Source organism: Yersinia kristensenii (assembly GCF_900460525.1).
Taxonomy (GTDB): domain Bacteria; phylum Pseudomonadota; class Gammaproteobacteria; order Enterobacterales; family Enterobacteriaceae; genus Yersinia; species Yersinia kristensenii.
This window is the reverse complement of record NZ_UHIY01000001.1, coordinates 3,420,976-3,433,817: the sequence shown is the minus strand read 5'-3', so window position 1 is coordinate 3,433,817 and position 12,842 is coordinate 3,420,976. Positions and strand designations below refer to the sequence as shown.

The window sequence follows — 12,842 nt, the reverse complement described above, 5'->3', positions numbered from 1 at the left end:
ATGCAACCGTATTCCAGTACCTATGCCAATTGTGATAATGAAATGATATGCACAATCGCATGAGCCATTGCCGTGGTATTTAATGATGCTTAATACCTCTCCGAGCCATGGTTGATGGCTCAGCCGATTGTGGTGTTAGCGTGACTACGCGGGTAAGTCTGGTAGTGTCGGTAGCTGACGATAACACCCGATGTCAGGTAGACCAGCGCTGGGACATCTTCGGAATAAGTACCGAGCACCACAGCTTTTACCAATAATAATAGAGGGTTCACCCCCTCTCTTCCCGCCTCACTTTAATGAGTTTTTTGCCGTTAAACTTCCTTATTGTCATTGTCTTATTGCTTTTTATTTCGAGTAAATATTGTACGAACCATTAATATGGTCTTTAAAATAGTTAACTTCATCTTTTAACAAGTTTGAGTCAGTCGAGCATAATCAATAGAGATTGTATTTACTCACAATACAATCTCTAATTAACATTACCCCCCGCATTGAGCAAGGTTTGAGGGGGATTTATTAAATTTTATTTTGGGCACAAAAGAGAGCAACTTTCCCAATCTGCATGATCTCAACATGATAAAAATAGGTTGAGAGTATGGCCTGTAATGTATTTTTGCTATCTGACTTATTAGAAAAAATCCCTTTCGCGTTGTACACGTCCATCAGTTTTTTGCCGAAACAATTATGATTAGCTTCTTCACCCAAAATTGTTGCACCGTACAGTGTGCCATTTGCATTTAAGGCATCTCTGGCGTTAGCTATTGCTTGTGATTTTTCTGTCAATGTTCCCGGTAAACAATGCAAAAGATAGAACATAGAGATAGAATCGAATTTATCATGAAATTTTTTAGGGAAAGGGTTGAATACATCATGCTGGATGCAATCTTTAACTCGTCCCACCCCAACTCGGTTGCTTGCCGCATTTAAGCTGCTGATATTGACATCCATGAGAGATACGAACGAACCTTGAGGTAAGTGAGTTAGATAAAAACCAGTACCCACCCCAATATCTAAATGTTCTTTACCCACATACTTTTGGAAATGGGGCAATAGAACTTCTTTTGTTGGGCACCGCCAAGCGAATTGATTAGAAAGACCCAAGACCCACCAATCGTACAATTTTAGCGTCAGTGGAGTGTAGACCTTTGCGCCCATATGAGTTGTTTTTTCCATAGTTACAATCCATTACTATTAGTAAAATCACAAATATTAATCAATATTTACAATAGGAGTCAACGGGAAGAAATTGATATTACAAACATATAACCTTAATAAAACCAGATTACCAACGACAGCCAGTGACAGTTAATTACACCTCAAGCTAAAGGATGAGTTTCACGATACATTTTGATAACGGGAAATATATTAAATAACTTTCCATTAATATGGTGATATTTTTTAGTTCTTTATTTTCGAATAATCAAATAGATTAATATAGAAATAAAAACACTACTTATGACAGCCCAGAGAAACCGGGATAGCTCCAAAGTAAAATAAGAATCATAATCCATATAAATGTACCTTTATTGATTTCTTACTACGGTTTGGCCGTAGTTTATCCACACAACAATAGCTTCGCCCCATTACGCATCAGGGTAACCGAATATTAAGTACAATTTGCCCTTTGGTCTCCCCAGACCTTAGTTTGTCTTTGTCGACATACATGAAGCATTGCTCACCCGCGTTTATCCAAGAGCAAGGTCCCCCCCCCATCCTCGTAATGCGGACTGCCGTAGTAAACCCCGCATCAACATCTTTGGTGGTGGCAGCCACAAACGCCCAGGTACTACTGTCATCCGTAACGGTTAGAATCGGAACATAGGGATGACTTTCTGATACCAGGTGCTGGATTTGCTCATTGTAGGTTGCAGACCACTTGTTACCCCCCCCTCTAAGGAAATAGTAACTATCATCCCATCCAGACGACGCATTCCAAGATCGGGGGAGTTCGACCTTTTTACCATAGGGTATTAACGTGGCGTAACTGGGGCCATATGCAGACTTATTGGCGGTGATGGTGTTATAAACATAAAGGTTTGCATAGGCGTTGGGGTATTGTGGCGTTGCCTGAAGTCTCACTTGGGCGACACATATAGCCTCCCCCGCGTAACCTTCTTGTAATTTTTTCACTTTCAGGATGACTTCTCGATGGCCATAACTGCCGTTCACTATTTCGCACTGATATGCTGAGTTTGTAGCGCCCTGAATAATCTGCCCGGACACAATGTTATCCACACTGCCATACGCGATAGCATCGGTCATGACCTCACCGACTTTACTGCTATCCGCGCCAATATGTGTACTGAGTAAGAACTGAGCTATCGCCACCCGTCCACTTTCGTCTCCATGCAGGGTTATTATCCCGGCGTATCCCGTTGTTACTCTGAGTGGCACCAGCAGCACGATTAGCACAGTTTTCCACGTCATCGTCATCATCGTTGACCTCACACTATCAAATCAGTAGATTCTGGCTGGTTCCCGGTATCCCCCTGCGAGTGTCCCTCTCGTCCTGAGGGGAGCATAACCAACCGAAACTCATGCACACTGGAAAACCCATACCATCGAATCAAGGCGCGCCGCCGGTTGTGTATCGTTTTGATGCAGGCTTCCCTTTCCCTCGCGTACTTTGTCACCCCACAGTCGCTCATCATACTCTCGTATGCCACCCCGATACGTGTCACCGATTCAGGAGTAACCGCTACGCTAGCCGTGCGCTGACACTCACTCAACGCAACGATGCTGTCTTTTATCAGTTTTCGCAATGCCCGTAGTCCCCGCTTATATCCGTGACCATCTATCATGCGCAGGCGCGGATGCGTAATAACCGCAGCAGGGACGCGAAAAGGGTGCAATACAATAATGCCGCACTTATAATGCGACAAAAGCGTATGCAGCTCGTCAAGATAGCGCGCTCCCCACCCCAATGCGGGCTTATCGCTCCAGCACATGACCAAAATATCATCTGGCTCAAGCGGGCGTTCACAGTGATAACGGCGATAAGACAGGCCCATGTCATCCATGACATGACATAACCCGATGTATTCGTAATCACATGCGCCATATAATGTTATTATCGGGTACATTATTGTTCCCTCGGCTTGTTGGCCTGGAACCATGTCGCCGCCTTTACAACCGCGGCCATTGCGCTTTCAGGGGAGCTGAACATTGAGTACAACCAAACCTTTAGTCACCCCCGGTTTCAGCTTGTCTTTATTGACATACATTAAGCATTGATCCCCTGCACCCATCCCTCTATCGCAAGGTCTGCCATCCTTCATCCTGAAATTTACCGCCGCAGTAAAGCCGGCATCGACATCTTTGGGGATAATAGCCACATACGCCCATACGTCACTGTCATCGGTAACGGTCAGGATGGGAACATAGGGATGACTTTCTGATACATCGTGCTGAATTTGATCATCGTAGGTTGCAGACCACTTAACCGCTTTGCGAAAGGTATTACTCTTATCGTTCCAGGCATGCCACCAATAACCAGGATAGCCTTGCATCTGCCACGCCTTGGGAAGCGTAACTTTTACACCGGACGGCAGTAGCGTGGCGAAGCTAGGCCCATATGCTGACGGTGCCGTTATAGTGTTATAGACATAATAGTTCGTATAGCCCCAGTTCTCGTTGTATGGTGCCATAGTGACCACTTCAGCGGTACATGTCGCCTCCCCTGCGTATCCTGCTTGTAGTTTCCTCACTTGCAGTCTGATATCATTCGGATACTTATAGCCATTCGGATACGTATAGTCCCCACTGCTATACTTACCGGGCTGCCCCTCCGCCAGTTCACACTGATATGCTGGGTTTGTGGCGTGTTCGGTAATATACGCGTACTCTTTACTGCGGTAACTGCTAACCACCCCAACATTAGTAATAACCTCACCTATTTTGCTATCATCAGCACCAATATAGGTACTGAGCACAACCCGTACGGACGCCATCTCCCTGTTTTCATTCTCCAAGGTTATTATTCCCGCGTGCCCGGTTGTTATTCTAAATAACACCAACAGCGCGATTACCATTGTTTTCCACATCGCGTGACCTCATATTACAAAATTATTCATCGAGTTCTTTTTAGATTCAGGCCGGATACACCACTTCAAAGCGAATCGTCGCACTTATCTGACCCAGCGGGTCTGACGCCCTCACCTCGGTGACCGGCGACAAACTACAACTGTTGTTTATCCCGGTCTGTACACAGAACGCATCCGCCTCATTCCCCGTCAGCATCACACTCTTTCCATTGTTATCCAGCCACAGCAACGGCCCCGAACTCGCCTGGTTGCCATTAACCGGCATCACCATTTTGTCATTACCCGCCACCAGGGTGCCGTTCAAATTCTTGGCGGTCAGCGCGGTCTTGACCGGTGTATTCCCCTGACATTTAATGTCCAACGTAAACGGCCGATGTGATACCTGCCCGGTGCTTATCAATCCCAAGTTATAGTTCCCTCCGGTGACATCGCCTCCATTGACCTCCAACAAACAGGTGTGCTGATTATTTATTAATGTCACCTGTATCGTTGCCGTGTCTGTTGCCGCGGCCTCTGCTTTGGGCAACAATGCCATGCTAAGGAAGAGTAAGCTCACGCCTGCATATCGCTTAATGTTATGCATCATCATTGCTCCTCATTTGTTGTACTTCTAACCCTTCAGCGTGTAGCTATCTACACCGCCCCAATCATTGACAGCTTCAATCATCACCGTGCCATTCAAGGCATGCTTACCGACCGAAACCACGCCAAACGGCGCCATTTGAGCCAGAGCATTCTGCTCGGCAGAACTCAATTTGACCGCCTGACCATTTACTTTCATCCCGATGACAGCAAAGTAATACGGTGTCGGATTACTCAGGTAAGTCACTCCGTCTTTTTTAACCAGCGAGATATTCTTTTCAGCCCCTTTGCGCCCCTCCACAAGGGATTTGGGGCGATAAATCAGCTTCACCTTGGTGTTCACCGCTACCGCCAGCACGTTACCGTCTTCCGCCTTCGGCTTCGGGGGGATTTCTTGTACATTCAGCCAGAACAATGATTCCCGGTTCGTCGGCAACCCGCTCCCCGTCTTAATAACCCGCACTATCTGCTTCTGATTGGCAGCCACTTTGAAGAATGGCGGGGCCGGAACCATGTACACGTCATTTCCCTGATTGGTATTATCCACCCAGACCTGACCACCAAAGGTTTCCTCTGCTTGGTTGGTTACCTCAAAGGAGAGGTTTCTCTTGCCCTCTTCATAGATAAAACGTGTCCCGTTCAGAACAAAAGCCGCCATAGCATGGCCACAGACAAACATAGACAGTAGGGAAATCATCCCCCACTTCATGACCTTATTCACAACGTACCTCCTGAACCTTATTGGCATCAGCCACTATTCCAGTCATTGAAAAACGGCAGGTTTTCCCCTCGTCTAACGTAATTTTCACCCACTTCGGTGTGCTCAGCATGCTCATCAGCAATACTCCGTTATTGGCAATAAACCCTGCATCCAACCCCTGTTCCGTGCGCGCACTGCCCCCATCAAGAACCTTGCCGTTGCTATCTTTTACTCGCAGGATGTAACGTTGCACATAGTTTGCGCCGAAATGGCGATAGACCACGGCTTTCTCGGTCGGCACCACGTTGTAAGAGGTGGTTTGAAGCTCTAAATCATCCGGCACGTTCTCCATGTCAACATTAATGCGATTGAGTGCGTAGTCCGACAGGTTGACCACCGTGTAGCCCTTACTGTTGGTCGGCGTTGAGCGGTTAAAGCGCACACCTGCCACATTCGGTATCCGAACCACTCCCAGGGTATTTCCCTGTTCTTTAGTCAACAGCACACCACTCTCCGGTGTTGCCAGCACGGTGCCGCTCACACTGCCCGATACGCTGGTTTGGTGGCGGCCCCGCGTCAACATCAGACGAGTCTGTATGGCATCGAATCCATAAGACATATTACCGCTCAAATTTCGGTTTCCTTTTTCACTCAATGAGGTACTCAGGCCGTAACTGAAGCGGTCTGTCGGGTTGGCGGATACCCCTGCGGTCATGCCCATTTTGTTATGGCGGCTATAGTTCACCCCCGTATTGCTGTAATGGCGTACCCCTCCCAGATTGAACGGCACACTAAAGGAGATGGAGGTGCTGTAATCAGGCTTCTCCAGATAGGGTTGTTTGTTATAGCTGCCGCGCAGAAACATCGAGACATCCGTAAATAACCGGCTGCTGAGTGAGATATCTCCCCCAGTGGCATTACCATTCAACCACCAATAGTTCTCTCGCCAGCCAGACAGGCTCAGGTTGATATCCCCCATACGCTGCGAAAAACGCATCTCATAACGCGCTTTTTTGTCGTTACGGGCATAGCGATCGGTGGTATAGAAATCGGCAAACTCGACATATCCCTTGCTTTGATAGCGGTAGGCCAATAACTGTAGGTCAGTGTCGTTAGAAAAACTCTTGGCATACTTGGCACTCGCACTATGACCGTTCTTTTTCACCCCGTTGTCATAACGCGCTTGTGCCAGATTTCCCCCGACCGAGAAAGCCCCAAATGCCCCCAAAGACTGCGTCAGACTCAGGCCACCGGCCTGATATTTATTGTGCATAATTGAGGAGGCATTGAATGTCGTGCCGGAAAAGCCATATCCCAAACTTCCCAGCCAGAAAAGACCATTCTCACCGGAGGAAAAAGCATCTTTAATATTGCTGCTGCTGGTTTTACGCCCCGCAGCCATGTTGTACTCCAATTCCCCCGGACGCAGCAGGGTCGGCAGCGTGGTGATCGGATAGAGGGTAGTGGTTTTCTGACCGTCGGCATCTTCGACCGTCACTTCCAGGTCACCGTTCCCCACCGGGCGGACGTCATCCAGTTGGTAAGGGCCTGGCGGAACCACTTTTGAATACACTGTATAACCACTCTGGGTAATAGTGATACGGGAGGTGGAACTGGCGACTCCCGTGATCAGTGGGGCATACCCGCGCAACTCCCACGGTGTCATATTGCTGTTGGAGCGCAGTGATGCGCCATAAAAACCAAAATCACTGAATAGCAAGCTGCGTGTCTGGGATTTTCCCAGCAACAAATCCCCTTGAATCTGACTGACAGCTGTCGATAACGTAATATCACTCGCTGCAAACTCACTGGAGCCATTGCTGTTTTTGGTAGCATTCATATTGCTACCCAGCACCCAACGCCCCAAGTTGACTATCAGGTCAGTGTTGGCAAACGCACTGTTTTTTTGTCCGGATGACTGGAAAAAGTTACCGGAATATTTTAGGCGTGCAGCACTCACCCCATAGTCCCACTGGCTGGGGTCGGTTTTACTGATGAGATAAGATTGGGGAATACTAAAGACCAGACTTTGGCTGCCATAGTCAAAGTCCACTCGGGTATACGGGTTTTTACTCAGTTCATAACACTGTTTTGATGCGTTCAGTTCAGATACATAACTATCCAGGCGAACGGGGACACCCGCGGTTTTTAACCATGCCGCTGACAAACATAAAATATTAGCTTTATCCTCTTCAGGGGAAATATTTAATTGCGCCTTGCCGATATTTTCTTTATTGACAATAACATCAACATAATATTGGCCAGCAGGATAAAGTGAAGCCGTTTTTAATATAGAGGGTATAACACTGGTACCTTGCAAAAAATCAAGATTAAGATCCGAATCAGAAGACGCCGAAGAAAAATGTGAGAATAATGCCAGACTCAATACTGATAATTTAAATATCCGTGGGCGCAATAACACAATTCACCCTCCATTTCGATTAAACGAAATAAGAAAATTTAATAAAGTTATATAAAAGGGGTGTGGCCACCCCTTTGTTTAAATAAAGGTTGTGTCTGCTGATAAATGATTATTTATAAAGAATATCGACTTTAGCTACACTCTGGAATCGACCCGGAGTCTGACCACCTTGCAGTTTGGCTTCAAACTTAAGACCATCGTTAACGACTTTGTTGGCCTCAAATTCAGCGGTATCATTCGAGTTATTAATAGATACCGGGTTAGCGCTCTTAGTATTCACAGCAGTCAGCAAGACTCTAGAATCGTTTGCTTCACCAGAGGTCATCCCCAAGCCCAATGCATCCATTTTCGGAGAGAACCATCTCACCTGGGCGGTATCCTGAGCAGTCAAATTAGCGCAATCACCACCAGCTGCATTAGCCGCTTTCAGTGCAAAACTCACCGCCGGCCCTGTCACACCTTTCCCAACAACACCCAACTCAATGTTATTGCCCATAGCATTAGGAGAATCAACTGATATATCACAGGTTTTAGCGGTTACCCCACCAGTGAATGTCACATCAAGAGGTGCCGCATGGGCCGCTGAACCAGCCATTACACCCAATGCAATAACGGAAGATACAATACTCTTTTTCATGTGAATAACCCTATTAGATTAGTTGGTTAATAACATTTTCCAGCATGGCTGGCCTTATTTCCCTCCATAACAAAAACCAAGGGAAATAAAGATAGCCATATCAGTAAACTTTGCTTTTTACATAAAAAAACACATGAATCTTATTTTCATAAAATGAACTTGAGCGCATATAAAAATTACCTGCCAAAACCTTATGCGTGAATCCTATATGAATTTTTATACCATTAAAAGCCCATAAATCGATCTTTTAAACCAAATCATATCAAAAATACACTATTAAAAACCAAAAACAAATAAAATATAAGAACAAAGAACTACATCTGGCATTGGTTAGCAACATAAAAGATCGTCAACTACAAATAAAATAGAAAAATAATTTTTTTTATCACGCAAAATAAGATATTGTGTAAATGAAACAAAAGACATTAATAAATAACGAGTTACAAACATGACAATGTCAGCACTATTTACATAATTGATATGATTCAGATTTTAATTATTTATCGAGAGGCATTAAATTAAGAAAAAGTGCAATCATGAAAAGTAAAATTATAGAAAACAAGGCATGTTAAAGTTAATTATATATTTACACAAAATAAACGAATACATATTCAAGCCAATGATTAAATGATATTTATCCTTTTGTATAAATCCAATTCACTATGGTTTTCTTGTGCTTTTCATGGTTGAGATTTTTTATGAGAACAAACAAACTCACTAATATTAATCGCAAGGGGTTTTACATAAAAATACAATACAAACAATTATTTATGTTTGTTTGCTTTAGTTTTCTCATATGGTTATGAGTTAGATCTTTAATTTTGAGATTTATCTTAATATTCCCCACATCAAGAAAATTTAATCTAAAAACATTTCATATAACTCTGTTTTTTTAACAGCCCGCTAATTATTAATTAAATATATTTTTTGAGGAGAATAGAATGGTTAGTTATGCGAAAAGAATTAGTGAACTTCTTTACACACATAATGATTTAACTACAGCAGAAATAGCACAAGCACTAAACATCTCGATATACCAGGCGCGCTACCACTTGCTAAAAGAGCACCGAAAGGGAACAGTTTTGATGAAAACGACGGGACAGGGAGGGAAAGTCAGGTGGTCAAGCCAGCGAACGGCATCTACTTGCCGAGGTCAGCATCGGTGAGCATTATGCTTTGTATGACAATACCCCTTTAGAAAGAAAAACACCCTGCTCGCGTGCTGCTCACAGGGTGGATAAGACCATCTTATTAAACAGAGTTCGTCAGGCCTGATTGAGATTGCTAAATACGCCTACCATTACATTAGGTTTAGCGGAAGGTATAAGTCACCCCAGTCCACAGTACACCGGTCCAGGAAGCATCCACCATCGGGCTATTTTTGACTTCATTCGCCAGATGGATATAACGGCCAGTAAAGAAAGCATTCCAGTTTGAATTGATATTGTAGTTTGCTGTCAATTCCAGATACGGTGACCAGCCATCATTCGGGTTATATTGTGCCAAACCACTGCGGGCAGACTCCCCACGGCTCACACCATAGTAATACTTGTTCTGGTCTTCACTGTTCCAAGCCACACCTGCGCCCGGCGTCAGAGTCCAGCTATCAACATTGAAGCGATAGAGATAGGCCAGATCGCCGACAAAACCACCACTATTATCCAGCACGTCACCGGAGAACATGGCTCGGATAGTCCCCCAATCCTCAATATGAGAATATGACATCCCTGCCATCATGGTGCTGCGGCGTTTATCCAGCGCCTTCATCTGATGGTCATCACTATCACCTGGCGTAAAGTGCAGCGGCAGATAATAAGCATCAATCGACAGACGATTATTGTCATCTTTCCACAAGTAATAACCCGCAGCCAATGTACGGAAGTAGAAGTTATCACTTTCATAAGAAACGATAGGCACTGGGTAAACACGGTCATTCTTGCCGCGATAAGGGTCAGGACTGACTAAAGCTGACGCCCCTACCGACCATGTTCCCGCCATCGCCGTTGGCATACAAACTGCGGTCGCCACAGCCAAGGCGGCCAGTGTTTTGACTTGCTTCGTTTTTATGTAATGTTTTTTCACGGATAAAATCCCTTTGGTAACAAAATCATGAGTTAACTTAGTGTAAATCAATTGCTTGCCCGTGGCGAAATCTTTACACATTCCCGCACGATATCAATATTCGTTGTGCAATTTATCGCCGATATACAGCAAATTAACAACATAAAAATTTATGTAAATTTGATTACAATAAAATAACAAGATATTCAAATAGATAATCTCAACTTATCACATATAAATCACTGAGAATGAAATAAAAAATAGATTTAATTACCGAACAATGGTTATTTATTGTACTGACAGTGGCGAGTTTGTGTCTAATGTCTACTTGACCTTTGTCAGAGACGCGACCATAACAATAAGGTAGTAGTTTCAAAATTTTAACCCAATAAAGCACTACTATTATTTTATGTTCCCAACCATTCAAACAGGACGGGCATCGCTATGAACATATTTGATCACTATCTCCAGCGCTACGAGGCTGCCAAGGACGAAGAGTTCACACTGCAGGAGTTCCTTACTATTTGTCAGCAAGATCGCAGTGCATATGCGAATGCGGCTGAACGTCTGCTGATGGCTATTGGTGAGCCTGTCATGGTCGATACCGCACTAGAGTCCCGTATGTCTCGGTTATTCTCCAACCGAGTTATCGCCCGTTACCCTGCATTTGAAGAGTTCTATGGAATGGAAGAGGCCATAGAGCAAATCGTTTCTTATCTCAAACATGCCGCTCAAGGGTTAGAAGAGAAGAAACAGATCCTCTATTTGCTCGGCCCGGTAGGCGGGGGTAAATCATCACTGGCTGAACGTTTGAAAGCGCTGATGCAACGCGTACCTATCTATATCTTAAGTGCCAATGGTGAGCGTAGCCCGGTCAATGACCACCCATTGTGCTTATTCAACCCGCAGGAAGATGCGGCGATTTTGGCGAAAGAATACAGTATTCCCAGCCGTTATCTCGGCACTATTATGTCACCGTGGGCGGCCAAACGCCTGCACGAATTTGGCGGCGATATAACCAAATTTAAAGTCATCAAAGTCTGGCCTTCTATCCTTGAGCAGGTTGCGATTGCAAAAACTGAACCCGGAGATGAAAACAATCAGGATATCTCTGCTCTGGTCGGTAAGGTTGATATCCGCAAATTGGAAAATCATGCGCAAAACGACCCCGATGCCTATGGTTATTCTGGGGCATTGTGCCGGGCGAACCAAGGGATTATGGAGTTCGTCGAGATGTTCAAAGCACCGATTAAGGTGCTGCACCCCCTGCTGACCGCAACTCAGGAAGGGAACTATAACGGAACTGAGGGAATATCCGCCCTGCCATTCAGCGGTATTATTCTCGCGCACTCTAACGAATCAGAATGGGTAACATTCCGTAATAACAAAAACAATGAAGCTTTCCTTGACCGTGTGTATATCGTCAAAGTGCCTTATTGCCTGCGGGTTTCAGAAGAAATCAAGATTTACGACAAGCTATTGACTCACAGTGAACTGACTCATGCACCTTGCGCCCCCGGCACCTTGGAAACACTGGCGCGCTTCTCCATTCTTTCGCGGATGAAAGAGCCGGAAAACTCCAGCATTTACTCCAAAATGCGGGTGTATGACGGTGAAAGTCTGAAAGACACGGATCCTAAAGCCAAGTCTTATCAAGAGTATCGCGACTATGCGGGGGTTGATGAGGGTATGAACGGCCTTTCGACCCGTTTTGCCTTTAAAATCCTGTCGCGGGTGTTTAACTTTGACCATGCTGAAGTGGCTGCCAACCCAGTACATCTATTCTATGTACTGGAACAGCAAATTGAACGTGAGCAATTCCAGCAGGATATCGCGGAGAAATACCTCGAGCACCTGAAAGGTTATTTGATCCCGAAATACGCCGAATTTATCGGCAAAGAGATCCAAACAGCCTATCTGGAATCCTACTCTGAATACGGTCAGAATATCTTCGACCGCTATGTTATTTACGCCGATTTCTGGATTCAGGATCAAGAATACCGTGATCCGGATACCGGGCAACTGTTTGACCGTGAATCACTGAATGCTGAACTGGAGAAAATTGAAAAGCCCGCGGGCATCAGCAACCCGAAAGATTTCCGGAATGAAATCGTCAATTTTGTGTTGCGCGCCAGAGCCAATAACAATGGCCGCAATCCAAACTGGACCAGCTATGAGAAGTTGCGCACAGTGATTGAGAAGAAAATGTTCTCCAACACTGAGGAGTTATTACCGGTTATCTCCTTTAACGCCAAAACCTCAACGGATGAGCAGAAAAAACATGATGACTTTGTCGATCGAATGATGGAGAAAGGTTATACCCGTAAGCAGGTTCGTTTACTTTGTGAATGGTATCTGCGGGTAAGAAAATCATCATAACCTGTTATTCGTCCGCCA

Annotated in this window: 12 protein-coding genes; 2 read left to right on the top strand and 10 right to left on the bottom strand. The window is 45.0% G+C overall.

Going from position 1 to position 12,842, the window contains the following annotated elements; translation table 11 throughout:
• Positions 1–119: 119 nt before the first annotated feature.
• The 9 genes from DX162_RS22315 to DX162_RS15710 all read right to left on the bottom strand — a co-directional run bounded on the left by DX162_RS22315 (position 120) and on the right by DX162_RS15710 (position 8,384).
• Positions 120–272 (bottom strand): hypothetical protein, encoded by a 153-nt coding sequence (locus DX162_RS22315; protein ID WP_004390930.1) that lies wholly within the window; start codon positions 270–272, stop codon positions 120–122.
• Positions 273–516: 244 nt separating this feature from the next.
• Positions 517–1,173 (bottom strand): class I SAM-dependent methyltransferase, encoded by a 657-nt coding sequence (locus DX162_RS15745; protein WP_032819961.1) that lies wholly within the window; start codon positions 1,171–1,173, stop codon positions 517–519.
• 417 nt (positions 1,174–1,590) lie between these two features.
• A complete protein-coding gene (locus DX162_RS15740; RefSeq protein WP_127446270.1) occupies positions 1,591–2,427 on the bottom strand; it encodes a hypothetical protein in 837 nt (278 codons plus the stop codon).
• A 17-nt stretch (positions 2,428–2,444) separates the two neighbouring features.
• Complete coding sequence (locus DX162_RS15735) at positions 2,445–3,083, bottom strand: hypothetical protein (protein ID WP_127446269.1); 639 nt, start codon at positions 3,081–3,083, stop codon at positions 2,445–2,447.
• A gap of 66 nt (positions 3,084–3,149) precedes the next feature.
• The gene (locus tag DX162_RS15730) at positions 3,150–4,043 is read right to left on the bottom strand and encodes a hypothetical protein (protein WP_004390934.1); all 894 of its coding nucleotides are present in this window, start codon (positions 4,041–4,043) and stop codon (positions 3,150–3,152) included.
• A 46-nt stretch (positions 4,044–4,089) separates the two neighbouring features.
• Complete coding sequence (locus DX162_RS15725) at positions 4,090–4,629, bottom strand: hypothetical protein (RefSeq protein ID WP_050413807.1); 540 nt, start codon at positions 4,627–4,629, stop codon at positions 4,090–4,092.
• Between the two features lie 24 nt (positions 4,630–4,653).
• Entirely contained in the window at positions 4,654–5,346 is a 693-nt protein-coding gene (locus DX162_RS15720) for a fimbrial chaperone (RefSeq protein ID WP_032819963.1), read from the bottom strand.
• On the bottom strand, positions 5,339–7,747 hold the full coding sequence (gene pefC / locus DX162_RS15715) for a PefC/AfrB family outer membrane usher protein (RefSeq protein ID WP_004390937.1): 2,409 nt from the start codon (positions 7,745–7,747) through the stop codon (positions 5,339–5,341). The genes DX162_RS15720 and pefC overlap by 8 nt, the downstream gene beginning before the upstream one ends.
• Positions 7,748–7,856: 109 nt before the next feature.
• The gene (locus tag DX162_RS15710) at positions 7,857–8,384 is read right to left on the bottom strand and encodes a fimbrial protein (protein ID WP_004390938.1); all 528 of its coding nucleotides are present in this window, start codon (positions 8,382–8,384) and stop codon (positions 7,857–7,859) included.
• A 941-nt stretch (positions 8,385–9,325) separates the two neighbouring features.
• Here DX162_RS15710 and DX162_RS22940 point away from each other — a divergent pair.
• On the top strand, positions 9,326–9,550 hold the full coding sequence (locus DX162_RS22940; protein WP_032819964.1) for a FaeA/PapI family transcriptional regulator: 225 nt from the start codon (positions 9,326–9,328) through the stop codon (positions 9,548–9,550).
• Between the two features lie 145 nt (positions 9,551–9,695).
• Here the strand turns inward: DX162_RS22940 and DX162_RS15700 are convergent, their stop codons facing one another.
• Positions 9,696–10,466, bottom strand: a complete 771-nt coding sequence (locus DX162_RS15700; protein WP_098081228.1) for a MipA/OmpV family protein — start codon at positions 10,464–10,466, stop codon at positions 9,696–9,698.
• A 423-nt stretch (positions 10,467–10,889) separates the two neighbouring features.
• Here DX162_RS15700 and yeaG point away from each other — a divergent pair, with 423 nt between their 5' ends.
• Positions 10,890–12,824, top strand: a complete 1,935-nt coding sequence (gene yeaG / locus DX162_RS15690) for a protein kinase YeaG (protein WP_004390941.1) — start codon at positions 10,890–10,892, stop codon at positions 12,822–12,824.
• Positions 12,825–12,842: the final 18 nt, after the last annotated feature.

Coding starts and splice junctions, on each gene's coding strand:
- DX162_RS15725 (WP_050413807.1), bottom strand. CDS start 4,629: ATGATGCATAACATTAAGCGATATGCAGGCGTGAGCTTACTCTTCCTT.
- DX162_RS15735 (WP_127446269.1), bottom strand. CDS start 3,083: ATGTACCCGATAATAACATTATATGGCGCATGTGATTACGAATACATC.
- DX162_RS15745 (WP_032819961.1), bottom strand. CDS start 1,173: ATGGAAAAAACAACTCATATGGGCGCAAAGGTCTACACTCCACTGACG.
- DX162_RS22940 (WP_032819964.1), top strand. CDS start 9,326: ATGGTTAGTTATGCGAAAAGAATTAGTGAACTTCTTTACACACATAAT.
- DX162_RS15710 (WP_004390938.1), bottom strand. CDS start 8,384: ATGAAAAAGAGTATTGTATCTTCCGTTATTGCATTGGGTGTAATGGCT.
- DX162_RS15730 (WP_004390934.1), bottom strand. CDS start 4,043: ATGTGGAAAACAATGGTAATCGCGCTGTTGGTGTTATTTAGAATAACA.
- yeaG (WP_004390941.1), top strand. CDS start 10,890: ATGAACATATTTGATCACTATCTCCAGCGCTACGAGGCTGCCAAGGAC.
- DX162_RS15740 (WP_127446270.1), bottom strand. CDS start 2,427: ATGACGTGGAAAACTGTGCTAATCGTGCTGCTGGTGCCACTCAGAGTA.